The organism is Sinomicrobium oceani, from assembly GCF_900119185.1.
Taxonomy (GTDB): Bacteria; Bacteroidota; Bacteroidia; order Flavobacteriales; family Flavobacteriaceae; genus Sinomicrobium; species Sinomicrobium oceani.
In genome coordinates this window covers 1-17570 of the sequence record NZ_FPJE01000026.1, presented here as the reverse complement: position 1 = coordinate 17570, position 17570 = coordinate 1, and the positions used below count along the sequence as shown (strand labels likewise).

Genomic DNA, 17570 nt, shown 5'->3' with positions numbered 1-17570 from the left:
ACCTAATCCAATGAAGAGAAAATTACAATTTGTATTACTGCTGTTACCCGTTTTGGGGTTTGCACAACAAACCAGGACCATCGCGGGGCAGGTATTATCCGGAGAAGATAATATGCCGTTGCCTGGGGCATCGGTATACGTAGATTCCCAGACCATAGCCAGCGAAACCGGAGTAAGCGGCATTATAGAAAGTACCAGCATTGGGACCGTAACCGATTTTGACGGGAATTTCAGCCTGGATATCCCCGCCAGTATAGAAAAGCTGACCGTAAGCTTTATGGGGTATGAAGCCCGTACGTTATATATTACCGATAAAAAAACATATACGGTACATCTGACTCCCGAAACCAGTTCGCTCGGCGAAGTAGTGGTTACGGGATATCAGAAAGTCGAAAAGCGAAAGCTGACAGCGGCTGTGGCAAAAGTAGATATGGAAGATGTCCGGCAGATCGGAGTGTCCGGTGTAGATATGTTATTGCAGGGTCAGGCTGCCGGAGTCGTGGTAACCCCCCAGACCGGGGCACCGGGAGCGCCTGCAAAAATCCGTATACGAGGTACGGCCTCTTTATCAGGTCCGCAGGACCCGTTGTGGGTGGTAGACGGACTGCCACTGGAAGGCAATGATGTTCCGGATTTCGGAGATAAGGATAATATAGACCAGTTACGCAATTATGCTATCGCCGGGATCAATCCGGATGATATCAAAGATATAACCATTCTTAAAGATGCTGCCGCTACAGCAATATACGGGGCACGGGCAGCTAACGGTGTTATCGTGGTTACCACCAAAAAAGGAAAGAAAGGAAAGATGAATGTCAGCTTTTCTGCAAATACCTTTTATACCATGCGCCCCGACTTCAGTAAGCTCAACCTGATGAATGCCTCGCAGAAAGTAGATTTCGAATTGGCGCTTGCCCGGCGAACCGATCTCGATTTTCGCACGGATAAAGGCGAGGTCATGCGAATACTCAACGGTGCGGGAGAACTCGGTAATTATCGCGATAACGGCTTTGGCGCATTGTCCAATACCACACAGGCAGCCCTGAACGGCCTCCGGAATAACCAGACCGATTGGGGAGACCTGCTTTACCAGGCGGCAGCCAACAAGCAGTATAGTATGAGTATTTCCGGAGGAAACGAAAGATCGGATTATTACTTCTCCCTCGGGTATTACGATGAAGAAGGAACTACTATAGGTACAGGCTTCGAGCGTTACAACATTACCCTCAAAAACAATTACCAGGTGTCCGACAAGTTCAAGGTCGGAGCAGCTCTGTTTGCTTCGCAGTCCCGAAAGGATTCTTATGTGACCGATACCGATGCGTTTACCAATCCGGCCAACTATTCCCGCAATGCCAACCCCTATCTGGACCCGTATCACGAAGACGGCTCATATCGTTATGATATGGATATCGAAGGTTTCGAAGGACGAAATGTACCGTTCAATTTCCTGGAAGAGCGGGAAAACACCTCTTACGAACTTAAAAATAACGCGTTGAAAGCGATCTTCGATGCTGCCTATGAGATAACGAACGACCTGAAGCTATCCTCCCAGTTCGGGTTACAGCTCGATAAAAACAGTACGGAGAAATATGCAGCGGCCGACTCCTATTTCACCCGCAAAATGCGGGAGAGAACACGACGTTATGATGCTGCTCAGCAGGATTATTACTATTTCCTTCCCGAGGGCGGTATTATTCAGAACTGGGAAGAGAGTTTCTTCCAGTACAATTGGAAATCTTTACTGGAATACAATACACGAATCGGTGAAAAACACGAAATCGACGCTATGATCGGATCGGAGCTCCGAAGGTCGGAATCCAGGATCATAGCGACGAAGGGATTTGGTTACGATCCCAAAACACTGACCACCCACCCTATCATGTTTCCCGGTGAGGATGATGCCAGCGACAGCAGGTTCAGGGCGTATGACAAGAGCGAGATAGAAAATGCCTATGCCTCTTTTTATGCGACGGCTTCCTATACATACGACCGGAAATATACGGTGTTCGGAAGTGTTCGTTATGATGGTTCTAACCTTTTCGGAGTAGATCCCAAATATAAATACCTGCCCCTGTGGTCCGCATCGGCTTCATGGCTGGTAAGCGAAGAAGAATTTCTGAAAGACAGTAAGGTCGTGTCCAACTGGAGACTACGGGCTTCGTACGGCTTACAGGGAAATATAGATAAAAATACCTCCCCGTTTGTGATCGGGGAATACAATAATGCATCGGTGTTACCGGGAAATAACGAACAAACCATTGTGGTTACTTCTCCACCTAATGATAAGCTGCGTTGGGAAAAGACACAGAACTATAATTTCGGAACCGATATCGCCTTATTCAATAACCGGATCAGCCTGGCTTTTGATATCTATAAAAGAAAGAGTTCCGACCTCATCGGCCTGAAATCCATTCCGCTCGAAAACGGATTTGAATTCACGAATCTCAACTGGGCGCAGGTAACCAATAAAGGGTTTGAATTGTCTCTGACCACCAGGAATATTGTTTCCGAAAACTTTACATGGAGTACGAATTTCAATATATCCCACAACAAAAGTAAGGTCGATAAGATCCAGATCAGGGAGAACAGTTTCCTGCCTTCCCGTGAAGGATTGCCGGTCAATGCCGTTTTTGCCTTGAAAACTGCCGGAATGGATGAAAACGGGTACCCGATGTTCTGGAAAGGAGACCAGAAAGTCAGTGCCGTGGAATTTTTCGATCTCGTAGACCCGTGGGCAGACTTTTTCCCCGGGTATTTAACACAGTCTAACCTGAGTAATGAAGAGTTCCGGAACCTTTTCACTTACGTGGGAGATCGCGATCCGAAATACAGCGGAGGGATTATAAACAATTTCTCTTACAGAAACTTCGATTTTACCGTAGCGGCCAGCTTTAACCTGAAGCAAACGGTGGTAAAGAGGCCTTCCTACAACCCGACCCAGGTAGACAGGGGGCAGAATTACACGACCGATATCCTCAATGCCTGGTCACCGGACAATACAGGGTCAAATCTTCCTGCTATCGTAGGCGAGACATCAGGGACAGGCGATTCCTGGATGGCGTATAAATGGTTCGGAGATCTCAATCCGATACAGACGATGTCATACCTGGATACTTTTGTCGATGAAATGAGCTATCTCAGGATTTCCAGCCTCCGTTTGGGCTATACCTTGCCAAAATCGGTAACCTCCAAACTGAAAATAGACCATATCAGGTTTAATGTAGAAGGAAGAAATCTTTTTGTTGTAAGTACCGATTATAAAGGATATTTCGATCCGGAGACCTACGGTAATATTTATGCACAGCCTATTCCGAAATCCATAGCACTCGGACTCAATGTTTCATTCTAAATTCCGACACATGAAAAAATATACTTATCTTTTTATAGCCCTTATTACCGGTCTGCATTTTACGGCCTGTGACAGCTATCTCGATATAGAACCCCAGGGAAAAGTAATTCCGGAAACACTCGAAGAGAACAGGGGGTTGATTACGGTAGCATACAACGGTTTTCCGACACACAAATCGCGCCTTACATTTCGTGCCGATGAGCTCGTTCTGGACGAATTCAGTATAGATGCCGCATATTACAGGGATATTTACATCTGGAAAGATGTCAATCCCGATTCGCAGACCGCGGCCTATCCGTGGGTCCAGTTTTACAACACGATTTTTTATACGAATTACATCATAAACGAGGGGCAAAAGACGATAGAGGACTCAGCGGATAAAAACCAGTTGGTCGGAGAGGCTTATGCCCTCAGGGCCTATGCATATTTCGACCTTGTCAACCTTTATGGCAACCCTTATGACGAAGCAACGGCAGACTCGGACAAAGCAGTCCCACTGGCTCTTGAGATCGATCTGGAGCAGGTATTCACCCCGGTTTCGGTAGCGCAGGTATATGAACAGGTACTTACGGATATCGATCGGGCCAAAGCTTCACTGGTACTGGAAACTCAGGAAACCGGAATGAATTACCGTTTTTCCCTGTCAGCCGTTAACGCCCTGGAGGCCCGGGTAAATTTATATAGCAACCAATGGGAGAAGGCCCTGCAGGCGGCGGAGAAAGCCTTGTCCTATAACAATAGCCTGGTCAACCTGAATACCGACCCGCAGCTCCCCAACCGTTACGATTCGCCCGAGTCCGTACTGGCTCTGGAGGATGTTTATGAATATGAAGTAAACAATGCCGCATACGTATCGGAGATGCTTACCGATAGATATGACAAGGATAACGACCTGCGCTTTGGTCTTTATTTCGTACAGGCCGGTTCCCGTTATAAATCGGGTAAGGGCGGGGCACAACAGTTTAAATGTTCTATACGTACCTCGGAGTTATACCTGATTAAGGCAGAAGCCCTGATGGAACTGGGACGTATCGAAGAGTCCAGGTCCGTATTGCTCGCACTGCTCCGCAACCGCTACAGAACAGCATATATACCCGCATTGGAAAACTCGGTTAAAGCTCTGGACAACAACGGGTATGCCACATTATTGATGGAAGAACGGGCTCGGGAACTGGCTCTCGAAGGACATCGCTGGTTCGATCTCAGAAGGACAAACCAGAAAGAGATCCGGCATACTTTTAACGGTGACGTATATACGCTACAGGCTAATGACCCGCGTTATACCCTGCTATACCCGCAGGAAGCCAAACTCAATAATCCCGAATTGTAAAAGCATATTTGAATTAGTTTTTCAAAAGGCCCGTGATGCATTCCGCATCCGGGCTTTTTTATACAATGGTTTTTTTGGGTAAGCGTTTGAGATAAGACATGTGTTTTTAACCGGATTTCTGAGTTTTTTAAGGGATTTCTTGTGTTTTGATAGTGATTTTGGGCTATAATTGCAAAATCATGCGTGTTGTAATTGTAGAAGATGAAGACCTGGCAGCCCATGGCCTGAAACAGCGTCTGCAAGACCAGGATATCCTGTACATAGGTTCCATAACCCGGTTGAGTACGGTAAAAGAAGCCGTAGATTATTTCCGGGAACATACACCTGACCTTGTTTTTCTGGATATTCATCTGGCCGATGGTAACAGTATGACCATACTGGACGCCGTACGTATATCGGTCCCGGTCATATTTACCACAGCTTATGATGTATATGCCTTAGAGGCTTTTAAACATTTTACCGTTGATTATCTCCTGAAACCTTTTGATACGGAAGACCTTTGCCGGGCGTTGAGCAAATACAATTCCATAAAGGAAAAGTATAGCGAAATACATCACGTGGAGGCCCTGAAAAGACATCTCGGTAAAGGGAGAGAGAATTATCAAAGACGTTTTCTGGTCAGCCACGGACACCGTCTGCAGCCTGTAGGAGATAACGACATTACTTTTTTTTACGCAACAGGCAAACACCTTTTTATCTATACCAATGACGGAAACAGCTACCTGTACAACAGTACGGTAAAAGAGCTCATACACAAACTCGATCCGGACATCTTCTTCCGGATAAACCGTAATTATATAGTACATACACAAGCCATAGACAGGGTTGTGAAACACCGGAGCCAAAGGCTTGAACTCATACTTAAACATGATGTGCCGGAAGACGGCCCCGTTTTCGTAAGCAAAAATGAAGTGAGAGGTTTTGTGGAGTGGATGGGGAAATAGGCGGTATTCTTTGGAAAATTTACCTGGAATTTACATAAGTAATGCTTAAATTGGTCTGAAACGAAAGCCCCGGTAACTTTGTGCCATATCCATATATGGCATTTGCGACAAAAACGGGAAAGAATGATGTATGCCGACTGTAGCTAAAAACACAGGAATTATGCAAAATATCAAGGTCGTTATTTTTGATCTGGACGGTACGCTGGCCAATACTTTACCCATGTGTATTGCAGCATTCAGAAAATCTGTAGAACCCCTTACGGGAAATAAAGTTACCGATGCCGAGATTGTAGCAACATTCGGTCCGTCCGAAGAAGGAACCATTATGGCACTTGCGCCGGATCATTATGATAAAGGAGTAGCATCTTATTTGAATTACTACGAAGAGCTCCACGATATGTGTCCGGAACCTTTCGAAGGGATCAGGGAACTTTTGGAGCTGTTGAAATCGAGAGGTGTGAAGTTGGCTATGGTTACCGGAAAAGGCAAAAGAAGTGCCGAGATTTCTATGAGTCGTTTCGGGATTTCCCATTATTTTGAAAAGACAGAAACCGGTGATCCCAAAGGGCCCCGAAAAGTGGATGGAATAAGAAATTGCCTGGAATATTTTGGAAATCCGGATAGTGAAGAAGTGATTTATGTAGGCGATTCTCCCAGTGATATCGGATCGTGCCGGGAGGCCGGGATCCCTATTGCTGCCGCGGCATGGGCAGAAACCGCCGAGCCCGAAGCGCTTAAGGCCGGGGCACCTGATGTGCTCTTTTATAAAGTCAGTGAATTTTTCGATTGGTTAGAGCCGAGAACAATCAGATAACCTGAAATCGTAGCATTTTTTTGGCTTGTGAAAAGTTTCCGGATAAAAAATTTTATATATTTGCATAACTGGTTATGTAATTAGTTATATATATGGATTTTTTTAGTAGAACAGGAAAAATGGCCCTGGGTAGCCGTCTTCGTTTATTAACAGCCCGGTTAACCGACGATGCAGCAACTATTTATGATGTTTACGAGATAGGATTGAAGCCTAAATGGTTTCCGGTGTTTTTTGTGCTTTCGGAAGAAGGAGAGAAGACCATTACCGAAATAGCCGGTGAAATCGGACATTCCCAGCCATCGGTGAGCAAGATCGTAAGGGAAATGACAGCTGCCGGGCTGATCAGTGAAAACAATGATACGGAAGACAAGCGCCGTAATGTAGTAGCGCTGACTCCGGAAGGTATTGAGGCGACTGCGCGGATAAAAGAGCAATATAGCGATGTAAATGCTGCAGTAGAAGATATGATAGCGAGTTCAAGACATAATCTGTGGGAAGCTATAGAAGAATGGGAATATCTTCTGGACCGTAAGTCGCTCTATCAGCGTGTGGAGGAGCAACGGAAGATCAGGGAGAGTAAAAAAGTCCGTATTGTCCCCTATGCGGAGCAATACAGGGCAACATTCAAAACGCTGAATGAAGAATGGATCTCCACCTATTTCGAGATGGAAGAAGCTGACTACAAGGCGCTTCACGATCCCGAAGGATATATTATCGATAAAGGAGGTAGCATATTTGTTGCATTGTACGACAATGAGCCCGTAGGGGTTTGTGCCTTGATCAGGATGCAAGACCCTGCTTACGATTTTGAGATGGCAAAGATGGCAGTTTCTCCTGTGGCCCGGGGGAAAAATATCGGTTTCTTACTGGGGCAGGCTGTAATGCGAAAAGCAAAGGAACTCGGTGGAAAACAGATATACTTAGAGAGTAATACGGTACTCAAACCCGCTATCGGGCTGTATCGAAAACTGGGCTTTCGTAAGATAGCCGGGCATTTTACTCCCTATAAGCGGTGTAATATACAAATGGCTGCAGATCTCCATACTTTTGCCGACTAATAAAAAAACCGAAAAACGGGAAGACTTTTTCAGAAGTAATCTTCCCGTTTTTCGGTTTTACAGTACATTCAGAATACCTCGCCGAGATGCTCCATGCCACTATCGATCACGTCTTTGACCTCTCCGAATTTACCAAGGCCAATTTTCTTGAGAATAGAGGCGGTAAAGCCCTGCATCTGATCCAGGGTAATATGAGGAGGCATAGCCAGGGCATTGGAATCGGTATAGATATTGACCAGCACCGGTCCTTTATGGGCGAGTGCTTCACGGATCGAAGATTCCACGTCCTCGGAACGCTTTACCTCTATCCCTTTGATGTTCATTAACTCGGCAATTTTATCGAAAGGCGGATTGACCATATCTGTTTGCCAGTCCACATATCCTGCGACTTCCATTTCTACTTTTACCATACCGAGGGAACGGTTATTGAATACAAATATTTTTACCGGATACTGGTATTGCATAATTACGGCGAGATCTCCCATAAGCATAGAGAGACCTCCGTCTCCGCACATGGCAATGACCTGTCTGTCCGGACATGAAGCTGCTGCTCCGATAGCCATTGGCAGGGCATTGGCCATAGAACCGTGATTGAAAGATCCTGTCAGATACCGGTTTTTACCCGCTTTGATAAAACGTGCCGCCCAGACTGCCGTCATTCCCGTATCTACGGTATAAACTGCGTCATCGTCGGTGAATCTATCGATAGTCCGGGCCACATATTCCGGGGAGATTTGCATGGGTTTACTTTCTTCATGTGCCAGCTTGTCAAACTGTTTTTCGATCCTGGCATACCGCTCCCGCGTTTCCTTTAAGAACGAGTCGTCGGAATGTGTTTTAACCAGGGGCAACAGGGCCGTAACCGTATCCCTGATGTCTCCCGCATATCCGTAATCTACCTGTGCCCTTCGGCCAATACGGTCGGGCTGGATATCGATCTGCACGATCGTATTTTTTCGGGGAAGGAATTCCGCATACGGAAAATCCGTACCCAGAAGTACCAGAACATCGGCTTTGGAACATGCGTCGAATCCGGATTTATGCCCGAGCAGCCCGTTCATTCCCACGGCAAAAGGACTGTCTGTCCTGTCAAAGAATATCTTGCCCCGGAACGAAAAGGCGATCGGGGCCTGCAGGCGTTCTGCAAGCGTTTCGACTTCTGCAACCGCATCTTTACATCCGTACCCGCAATAGAGTGTTATATTGTTTTTTTCATTCAGCAATGCTGCAAGCTCCTCAAGTTCACTGTCGCACGGTCGGTAGATCGCTTGCGTACGATAATTTTTCCGGGATGTGATAATGGTTTCAGATGCTGCCGCAGCAACATCTCCCGGCAATCCTACAACCGAGACGCCTTTCTCGGTAACAGCTGTCTGAATAGCCCGCTGCATGATCGTGGTGAACTGTTTAGGCGTATTGGCGACATAGACAAATTTGCTGCAGTCTTTAAAGAGATAGAAAGGATTGGTTTCCTGGAAATAATCGGTGGCAAATTTGGTAGTGGCACAGGTACTTGCGATAGCGATAACCGGATTTCCTGCCCGGTTGGCATCGTAAAGCCCGTTGACAAGGTGAACGTGTCCCGGTCCCGAACTTCCCATACAACAACCTATACCGTGAAGCTCGGCATCCATGGACGCCGCATAGGCAGCAGACTCTTCGTGCCTTACATGGATCCATGAGATACGTCCGTCACGACGGATGGCGTCATTTACCGGGTTCAGGCTGTCCCCGGTAATCGCATAAACTCTTTTAACGCCTGCATCCACAAGCATTTCCACTAACTGATCTGAAACATTTTTTGCCATAACAAACAGGATAAACGATTCTCTAATGAAGTTATCAGGGAAAGAAGAAAAATTCCCCCTTTTGTTAAAGATACGGCTTTTATTACGGAATGTCAATGACAGACGGGAAGACAGCACCATACCGGTAGAAATTATTATTCCGATGTTCCGGAGAAATAAAACAGTATTAAAAAAGATTTGCAGAAGGACAATAAGTGGCCCACATTACCTCATCTTTAGGATCATCCGGAGGACGTATATATTTTTACCGGAAAGACCTGTTTGGGAACAGTCTTTATGGTTTTGCCCTTTCGTACTGTTTTGGCCAGGAAATATCCGCCTTTAAACTTTGTGCGGCATGTAGCGGGAAATAGGGGTCTCGGAGGAATTCTCTTGCCATCATCACCAGGTCGGCATCTTGATTGACCAGGATGGTCTCGGCCTGTTCGGCACTGGTGATCATCCCTACGGTAGAGGTCAGTATGCCCGTTTCCTTTTTTATGGCAGAAGCAAAAGGCAGTTGATACCCGGGACCTACGGGTATTTGCTGATGAGGTACGAGCCCCCCAGTAGAGACATCGATAAGGTCGACACCTTTTTCCTTTAGGATCATAGCCAGTTTCACCGATTCCCCGGCGTTCCAGCCTCCTTCTGCCCAGTCGGTAGCCGAGATCCGTACAAAGACAGGAAGGTCTTCGGGCCATACCGAATATACCCCTTGAAGGATTTCGAGCAGGAGACGTATCCGGTTTTCGAAACTTCCACCATACCGGTCTGTTCTTTTATTACTCAGTGGCGAAAGGAACTGATGCAGCAGGTATCCGTGTGCAGCATGGATTTCCACAACTTCAAATCCTGCGGAAAGCGCCCTTTTAGTGGCTGCGGTAAAATCCGAAATGATATTCCGGATACCTTTTTCATCGAGGGCTTCCGGCATCGGGTAGTTGTCAGAATACGGCAAGGCGGAGGGTGCCAGTGTAGTCCAGCCTCCTTGTTCCGGGGGGAGTTCTCCCCTTCCGTTCCAGGGTTCTGCCGTACTTGCTTTCCGGCCTGCATGCGACAATTGTATTCCGGGAACGACCTGTTGTGCCCGGATAAAGGAAGTGATCTGTTTTAGCTTTTCGATATGCTCGTCTTTCCATATTCCGAGGTCATGGGGAGATATTCTTCCTTCCGGAGAAACCGCTGCAGCTTCTGCAAGGATCATGGCAGCCCCACCCACGGCCCTGCTACCCAGATGCACCAGGTGCCAGTCGTTTGCAAAACCGTCCGTCGCCGAATACTGGCACATCGGCGATACGATAATGCGGTTCTTCAAAAGGATACTTTTAATACTGACAGTTTCAAAGAGTTTGGACATAACGAAATGTATTTACCGGGTTACTGAAAGAAGATAAAGGTGCAACGGAGTCAGATCATAACCGTTACACCCTGTAATTATTTTTAATTCAACCCCCGTTCTTCGAGGATTGCATCTACTCCCGGATCCTTGCCGCGGAAAGATTTGTAAGCATTCTTATATTCGAGTGTATTTCCCCTGGAGAGGATCATATCCCTGTAGCGTTGGCCGTTTTCACGGGTTAACCCACCGTTTTCACCAAACCATTTTCCGGTATCGAGTGCCAGCATTTCTGTCCATAAGTAAGCGTAATAGCTGGCTGCATATCCTCCGCCGAACACATGGTTGAAATAGGTGGCGCGGTATCTCGGGGGGACATTCTGCATCCAGAGACGGTCTTGTTCAAGAGAAATTTTTTCGAAATCATTCACATCGAGGTTTTCGTCAATCTCTGTCAGCGTGTGGAAATTCAGGTCCAGATCGGCAGCAGCAAGAACTTCCCCGAAAGCAAATCCCTGATTGAATGTCGATGCTTTTCTGATCTTTTCGATCAGGCTTTCCGGGATCTGCTCCCCGGTTTTATAGTGCAGGGCATAGTTTTTCAGCACTTCGGGAAACAAGGCCCAGTGTTCGTTGGCCTGGGAAGGATATTCTACAAAATCCCGGGCTACTGAGGTTCCCGAAATCGAAGGGTATTGCTGATCGGCAAAAAATCCGTGCAATGCATGCCCGAATTCGTGGAACATGGTGGTGACTTCATCATATGTTAACAGTGCAGGTTCTCCGGCAGCAGGTTTGGTGAAGTTACAGACATTATAAATAACCGGCTTTTTGTTCAGCAGGTGCGACTGGGTTACGAAATTGCTCATCCATGCGCCTCCCCTTTTGCTTTCGCGGGCAAAGAAGTCTCCGTAAAAGAGCCCGAGGGGTGATCCGTCCTCCTCGAAGAGTTCATAAACCAATACATCGGGATGATAGACCGGAATGTCCGTACGTTGTTTAAACGTGATCCCGAAAAGTTTTGTGGCCGCAAAAAAGACCCCTTTTTCCAGTACGGTTTTTAGTTCGAAATACGGCTTGATCTGGTTTTCGTCGAGGTCATACTTGGCTTTACGTACTTTCTCCGCGTAAAAATTCCAGTCCCAGGGCGCTAAAGAAAACGAGCCTCCTTCGGATCGGATCATTTTCTGTATTTCGGCAGCCTCTTCATCTGCTTTTGCTACTGTAGCGGGAATGAGCTTAGCAAAAAAGTCATTGACGGTTTGTGTGTTTTTGACCATGGTATCCTGCAGGTTCCATGAAGCATAGTCGGCAAAGCCGAGGAGTTTTGCCTTTCGGATACGAAGGCCTGTGATCTCCCGGATAATATCGAGAGTCGAGTATTCCCCGCCGTTGGTCCTGTTCCAGCTTCTCTTAAAAAGTTCTTCGCGGGTTTCACGGTCCGTAAGCGTTTGTGTCAGTGGCTGCTGTGTTGTATTCAGGATAGGAATTCTCCATTCCTCTTTACTTTCTGTTTTCAGCGAACTCATCTCACCGGCCGAAAGTCCGGCCAGTCTGATAGAATCTGTGACGATCAATGCAGCTTTATTATTGGCTTCCTGGAGGGTTTGACTAAACTTGTTTTCCAGTGAAGCAAGCCGGGCATTGATTGCCTTGAGCTTTGCTTTATCCGCGTCGGACAGGTTGGCTCCCGCTTTTATAAACTTTTGATACCTTATTTCGATCAGTTTGATGGCTTCCGCTTTCAATCCGAGTTCGTTGCGCTGCCCGTAAAGTGTCTTTATACGTTGAAAAAGTTTGGAATTCAACAGGATATTATCACGGTGTTCTGCAAATTTCGGAGACATTTCAGCATCCAGCTTTTTAAGGACCTCATTGGTATTTGCGCCCGTAAGTGAACCGAATACATTGCTTACCCTACCCAGTAATTCATGGGCGTTCTCCATGGCCACCAGGGTGTTTTCAAAAGTAGGGGCTTCCGGGTTATCTGCAATTTTTGTTATGGCTTCCGCTTCTGCCTGTAGCGCGTATTCCAGTGCCGGTTTGAAATCTTCATTTTTAATCTTCGAAAAGTCGGGAGCCCCGAAAGGGAGCTTACTTTCCTGAATAAGCGGATTGTTTTTCATATCTTCAGCAATATAATTTTTTGATTCTGTCGCTTCATTTTTCTCTTTACAGCTCAAAAATGCAAGCAAAATAACGGATAACAATGTAATGTTCCTCGCTTTCATGTTGTGATCTTTTGAATATCAAATTTAGAAAAGATTCTGCAAAAAACAGGTAACAGGCAGCGGAATAGAACGAAGCAGTACGGAAAAAAGAAATAATAGGACGGCAGCACGGGACTACAAATGTATCCATAAAAAAAGGCGGAGTTGAACTCCACCTTTTTGCCCCAAATCTTACCATGAACTTAACCTACTTATGCTATGGTGATCCAAATGTAATGCAGGCTTTTTTTTCGGTATAATTATTTCGACAAAAAGCGAATTAAAACGTTAAAGTGTACATCTCAGGCCGTTTTTTGTGCGTGCTCCATGGGTTAACCGGTAAAGTAGCGCTGTGCGGGAGATGTATTTTTTTAAAAGAGAAGTAATAAAGCTATGTGAAGCTGGAAAAATAACAATTGCCGTGCATTATGTACAGAAGTGCCTCGCTAACAGCTTTTGATGTATATTTACGGGTAAAGCCCGAAATTATGAAAACACATTATATCTTGTTCTCCCTGTTTTCCACAATGATACTGTACGGACAGGAAACGGTTATTCCCGTATGGAATAGCGGTATTCCCGGAGCGATTGATAATTCGGAATACCACCAGCAGGAAATCTCAAAAGGTAATGATCAGTCTTCCAGGATCAGCAAGGTTACCGATCCGGTCATCGAGGTTTTCCTTCCTCCTGAAGATCTTGCCAACGGTACTGCGGTACTTGTTTGTCCGGGAGGAGGATATGCGATGCTCGCCATAGGGCATGAAGGTCGGGATGTGGCGAAATGGTTTAACAATATGGGAGTTGCCGCATTTGTCCTGCAATACCGTTTGCCCAGCGATGCCATTATGGAAGACAAGAGTATCGGTCCCTTACAGGATGCCCAGGAAGCGATGCGGATACTTCGCAGAAATTCGGGAAAATGGCATATAGACCCCGGAAAGATCGGGGTCATGGGGTTCTCTGCAGGGGGGCATCTTGCATCTACGGCCTCGACCCATTATATGGATCGGGTATATGCAGATGACGGTACAACAGCACGGCCGGATTTTTCAATCCTGATTTACCCGGTAATTTCCATGGATACGGAGATCACGCATATAGGGTCGAGAAACAATCTTATAGGAGAACACCCTTCAGCCGAACTTGCAAAGCGCTTTTCAAATGAACTTCAGATCACCGGGGAAACACCACCTGCTTTTCTGGTACATTCTTCCGATGATACGGCTGTTCCGGTAGAGAACAGTATCCGTTATTACCTGGGCTTGAAAAACCATAAGGTACCTGCGGAAATGCATGTGTACACAAACGGAGGACACGGGTACGGTATGGGAAGATCCCAAAATACCGAGTCTTCGTGGCCCGGAGCACTGGAGCGCTGGATGAAAATGAACGGCTGGCTGTAAAAAGTCAACGGAAGAGGCTGTTATAAATGTCCGTAACCTCGGGGGCAGTAAGTGTTCCGGAATGGATAAGGAGTGCATTGCGAAAATGCAGGGGTTGGTCTTTCGGGATGGATATAGGGGTTCTTCCCGGGAAAGCGGCATTCTGCATGCTATTGTCTTTTCGCAATATCCAGCCCTGAAAAGAGGGGAGTGTTTCCGGATTGCACATCATAACGATCCTGACCTGCTCCTTTTTTGAAGTGTCGTAGTCCGGGACAGCTTCTATCCATCCCCCGGCCTTTACCGGAGTGTTTTTAGGAGAAACTTCTCCCTGCGTATTGAAAAAAGTAAGGCCTTCTCCGGGCCTGATCCTCGGCGAAAAGCCACTGTAGCCTTTCTCGTCTTCCGACCCGCCGATTTTTACATCGTTTGTAAGAGCCGTCAGTGTAATATCGAAATCTACCAGATCATAATCCCCGTTCCGGGTGTAGGTAATCGTGCCGTTTTCCCGGATGACCGGCTGGTCTTTATCCCTTCCGCTCATCCAGTACACCACAGTGTGTAGTATTGCCGAATGCTCTTTGATTTCGGTATGTACATTATCTACATCCCAGGTAATTCCCTCGCATAACCAAGGATCAGCCATTCGCTCACCACGGGCAAATAACTGGTGCCAGGTCCAGAAGATACCCCGATGGTGCGGATGATCTTTCGGAAAGTCCTCGGTGAGTATGACCCCGTTCCTGTCATAAAGCGGATGAATATAATTGGCCCTGCCGTATTTTCCTTTTAGGGTTTTGGTTTCTATCTGGTATGAAAAGCAGGGTTCCGTACCATCGTACAATGTTATGATGTCGTTCTCCCGCTCAAAATGTAATTGTTGGGCATAACACGAAAAACATGCCATGGAAAACAGCAGCAATGAACAGACATTTTTTAAATAGGGCATAAGTGTATACGTTGAAATAACAGTGATTATGAAAGTTGTCTAAACAGAGTTTCTGTCCATAAAGCGAAATACGTTTCTCACCTGGTCTTTTTTGTTGGCGAGGATCATATCGGCCGCAGTTTCGCCCATAACCTTGAAATCTGTACTGATAACAGTAATGCCCAGTAATTCTTTCAGTGGGGTGTCGTTATAGGAAATAATCCCGATGTCTTTTCCGAGTCGAAGCCTTTTTTCCCGTACCTGCTTTACCAGGTTAACGAGGTCTGTTTCTTCTATAATGACGTAGGCATCGCGCGATTGCAGGGGCATATCATCGTAAATTTCATCCAGGATCTCAAAATCAAAGGAATATTCCACACAAAATTTGCGAAACCCGTGAAGTATGCGAAGCGGATAAGGATATACCGATTTTTGCGGATATACCAGGATGAGCTTGTCGTAGCGGTTTAGTTTTTCCAGGCCTTCCGTGAGGGCCTGGTAGATGTCGTTCTCAAAATCCTGGAAGATCGAGGCGTATGTTCCGGAAACAGCCGGTTTCCGGTTATCCATCAAGAGGAGTTTGTCTTTAGGGATCTTTTCCAGTGCGTTGACCACTTCGTCCGTATTACTCACGTGCATCATCTTTTCATTTTTAAAGTGAGGCATGATCACGTAATAATCATAGGCTCCTATATTTTTTTCAAGCGTTCTGACAAAAAGGCTTTCTTCACAATGATAGATAAACAGGTTTACATGTCCGTTAACCCCTATGCGGTCTACAAAAGAGTTGTAGATACGCATTTTGTATGAGCTCAGCTTGTTTACCATAAAAAAAATATTAATCCGCGAAATAAGATCCGTACGCGCGGTGTAATATCCTTTGCCTTTTACCGACACAATGATCTTTTTCTCTTTTAAAAGCCGGTAGGCCTTTTCCACGGTATCCCTGGAAAGATAGCACTCCTCACTGAGTTCATTGATAGAGGGGATCTTTTGTCCGATTTTGAGGTCTCCCCTGGCAATACCTTCTATGATAGAGTCTACGATCTGTTTGTATTTCGGCACCCGGGAATCTTCATTTATCCTGATATCAGCAATAGCCGGAATGGTATTCATAGTTGGCGGTTTTTGTGTTAATTTATAGTAATTTTGATTTTTTAGCCTGTGTTTGATTATTAAAAGTAAAATTAAATAATTTTATGTATTTTTTTTTAGTACATGACAAAACACTCTAATTGATTAAAAACCAATAAAATAGCTCTTTGATAATTTGTCAAAAAGACTGATATTCAGTATATTAAAGGAAAATTCACCACAAATTGCCTTTAAAAAAGAATACCAGTCTCCGCACGGAAGATACGCAATTGCTATCAATATTTAAAGCCCATTTTAAAGGGGAACTCCATTTGTCCAGGATCCGCCTGATCTGTCATTTTATCACGGCTTTATGCAAGGTAAAGTCTGTCAATTATTCCAAACTTAGTGTTGGATTTGACAGTAAGGCCTCGACTTTAAGCTGTTTTAGGCGTATTCAACGCTTCATGGCTGAGTCCAGCCTTTCTATGGAAATGGTGGCTAAGTTCATCTTTGAGCTATTGCCTGAAAAAAGTGCCCTTACATTGGTCATGGATAGGACCAATTGGAAGTTCGGCCAAAAAAACATCAATATACTAATGTTGGGAGTGAGTTACCGGAATGTGGCTTTCCCACTGATGTTCACTATGCTGGACAAAAGGGGAAATTCCAACGAGGAAGAACGCATTGCGCTTGTGAAGCGGTTTATCCAGTGGTTTGGCCGCGAGCGTATCGATTGCCTGTTAGCTGATAGGGAGTTTGTTGGCCAACATTGGATAGGGTTCCTCAATGAAAATGGCATTCGGTATCACATCCGTATCCGGAACAATTTTAAGGTCTATTGCTTTAAAAAGAACAGGAAGGTAACGGCCTTTCATTGGTTCCACCATCTGAAGATAAACCAATGTTGCCATTCCCCGAAAATAGTCAGGATGCATGGGGAATTGTGCTACCTTTCAGGGGTTAAGACCGTAAGGAACGGGAACATAGAATACCTGATCATTGTCTCTTATAACAAACCTGAAGAAGCTTTGGAATATTATCGGGAAAGATGGCAAATTGAAACCTTGTTTAAAGCACTCAAATCAAGCGGGTTCAATATTGAGGACACCCATGTAACACAATTAGACAGGGTGGAAAAGCTTTTTATGCTTACTATGATTGCCTTTGTATGGTGTTACAAAATTGGGGACTTTATCGATAGGAACATTAAACCCATTACCATCAAAAAACATGGGCGAAGGGCCGTGAGTGTCTTTAAAAATGGACTGGATTGCCTATCTAATTGGTTGCTGACAAATTTTAACAAATTGAAAATCAATTTCATAAATTTTTTGTCATGTACTTAG

At 45.5% G+C, this 17570-nt stretch carries 12 protein-coding genes; 7 read left to right on the top strand and 5 right to left on the bottom strand.

The genetic code is table 11. The features are described 5' to 3' along the window. Window positions 1-10 precede the first annotated feature (10 nt). The 5 genes from BT112_RS17930 to BT112_RS17910 all read left to right on the top strand — a co-directional run bounded on the left by BT112_RS17930 (window position 11) and on the right by BT112_RS17910 (window position 7498). Window positions 11-3352, top strand: a complete 3342-nt coding sequence (locus BT112_RS17930; protein WP_072318842.1) for a SusC/RagA family TonB-linked outer membrane protein — start codon at window positions 11-13, stop codon at window positions 3350-3352. A 10-nt stretch (window positions 3353-3362) separates the two neighbouring features. After that, window positions 3363-4682 (top strand): RagB/SusD family nutrient uptake outer membrane protein, encoded by a 1320-nt coding sequence (locus BT112_RS17925; protein ID WP_072318841.1) that lies wholly within the window; start codon window positions 3363-3365, stop codon window positions 4680-4682. 179 nt (window positions 4683-4861) lie between these two features. Next, window positions 4862-5626, top strand: a complete 765-nt coding sequence (locus BT112_RS17920) for a LytR/AlgR family response regulator transcription factor (protein ID WP_072318840.1) — start codon at window positions 4862-4864, stop codon at window positions 5624-5626. Between the two features lie 160 nt (window positions 5627-5786). Next, the gene (locus BT112_RS17915; RefSeq protein WP_072318872.1) at window positions 5787-6440 is read left to right on the top strand and encodes an HAD family hydrolase; all 654 of its coding nucleotides are present in this window, start codon (window positions 5787-5789) and stop codon (window positions 6438-6440) included. Window positions 6441-6532: 92 nt separating this feature from the next. Continuing rightward, window positions 6533-7498, top strand: a complete 966-nt coding sequence (locus BT112_RS17910) for a helix-turn-helix domain-containing GNAT family N-acetyltransferase (RefSeq protein ID WP_072318839.1) — start codon at window positions 6533-6535, stop codon at window positions 7496-7498. Window positions 7499-7566: 68 nt separating this feature from the next. Here BT112_RS17910 and BT112_RS17905 read toward each other — a convergent pair whose 3' ends face one another. From BT112_RS17905 to BT112_RS17895, 3 genes are all read right to left on the bottom strand, one after another. Beyond that, the gene (locus tag BT112_RS17905; protein WP_072318871.1) at window positions 7567-9306 is read right to left on the bottom strand and encodes a thiamine pyrophosphate-dependent enzyme; all 1740 of its coding nucleotides are present in this window, start codon (window positions 9304-9306) and stop codon (window positions 7567-7569) included. Window positions 9307-9580: 274 nt separating this feature from the next. After that, the gene (locus tag BT112_RS17900; protein WP_072318838.1) at window positions 9581-10645 is read right to left on the bottom strand and encodes an NADH:flavin oxidoreductase/NADH oxidase; all 1065 of its coding nucleotides are present in this window, start codon (window positions 10643-10645) and stop codon (window positions 9581-9583) included. Window positions 10646-10728: 83 nt separating this feature from the next. Then, window positions 10729-12855: a M3 family metallopeptidase gene (locus tag BT112_RS17895; protein ID WP_072318837.1), complete on the bottom strand. Its 2127-nt coding sequence runs from the start codon at window positions 12853-12855 to the stop codon at window positions 10729-10731. Between the two features lie 467 nt (window positions 12856-13322). Here BT112_RS17895 and BT112_RS17890 point away from each other — a divergent pair, with 467 nt between their 5' ends. After that, window positions 13323-14240 carry an alpha/beta hydrolase gene (locus BT112_RS17890; RefSeq protein WP_072318870.1) on the top strand — a complete coding sequence of 306 codons (918 nt, stop codon included), beginning with the start codon at window positions 13323-13325 and terminating at the stop codon, window positions 14238-14240. A 4-nt stretch (window positions 14241-14244) separates the two neighbouring features. On the opposite strand, the gene BT112_RS17885 is transcribed toward BT112_RS17890, so the two are convergent. Beyond that, the gene (locus BT112_RS17885) at window positions 14245-15168 is read right to left on the bottom strand and encodes a DUF6807 family protein (RefSeq protein WP_072318836.1); all 924 of its coding nucleotides are present in this window, start codon (window positions 15166-15168) and stop codon (window positions 14245-14247) included. Between the two features lie 39 nt (window positions 15169-15207). Continuing rightward, window positions 15208-16263 (bottom strand): GntR family transcriptional regulator, encoded by a 1056-nt coding sequence (locus BT112_RS17880; RefSeq protein WP_072318835.1) that lies wholly within the window; start codon window positions 16261-16263, stop codon window positions 15208-15210. Between the two features lie 203 nt (window positions 16264-16466). Here BT112_RS17880 and BT112_RS17875 point away from each other — a divergent pair, with 203 nt between their 5' ends. Next, window positions 16467-17570: an IS4 family transposase gene (locus BT112_RS17875; protein ID WP_072316171.1), complete on the top strand. Its 1104-nt coding sequence runs from the start codon at window positions 16467-16469 to the stop codon at window positions 17568-17570.

Bases quoted from the DNA above. Each gene is read 5' to 3' on its own strand.
- BT112_RS17930 (WP_072318842.1), top strand. From the start codon at position 11: ATGAAGAGAAAATTACAATTTGTATTACTGCTGTTACCCGTTTTGGGG.
- BT112_RS17925 (WP_072318841.1), top strand. From the start codon at position 3,363: ATGAAAAAATATACTTATCTTTTTATAGCCCTTATTACCGGTCTGCAT.
- BT112_RS17920 (WP_072318840.1), top strand. From the start codon at position 4,862: ATGCGTGTTGTAATTGTAGAAGATGAAGACCTGGCAGCCCATGGCCTG.
- BT112_RS17915 (WP_072318872.1), top strand. From the start codon at position 5,787: ATGCAAAATATCAAGGTCGTTATTTTTGATCTGGACGGTACGCTGGCC.
- BT112_RS17910 (WP_072318839.1), top strand. From the start codon at position 6,533: ATGGATTTTTTTAGTAGAACAGGAAAAATGGCCCTGGGTAGCCGTCTT.
- BT112_RS17905 (WP_072318871.1), bottom strand. From the start codon at position 9,306: ATGGCAAAAAATGTTTCAGATCAGTTAGTGGAAATGCTTGTGGATGCA.
- BT112_RS17900 (WP_072318838.1), bottom strand. From the start codon at position 10,645: ATGTCCAAACTCTTTGAAACTGTCAGTATTAAAAGTATCCTTTTGAAG.
- BT112_RS17895 (WP_072318837.1), bottom strand. From the start codon at position 12,855: ATGAAAGCGAGGAACATTACATTGTTATCCGTTATTTTGCTTGCATTT.
- BT112_RS17890 (WP_072318870.1), top strand. From the start codon at position 13,323: ATGAAAACACATTATATCTTGTTCTCCCTGTTTTCCACAATGATACTG.
- BT112_RS17885 (WP_072318836.1), bottom strand. From the start codon at position 15,168: ATGCCCTATTTAAAAAATGTCTGTTCATTGCTGCTGTTTTCCATGGCA.
- BT112_RS17880 (WP_072318835.1), bottom strand. From the start codon at position 16,263: ATGAATACCATTCCGGCTATTGCTGATATCAGGATAAATGAAGATTCC.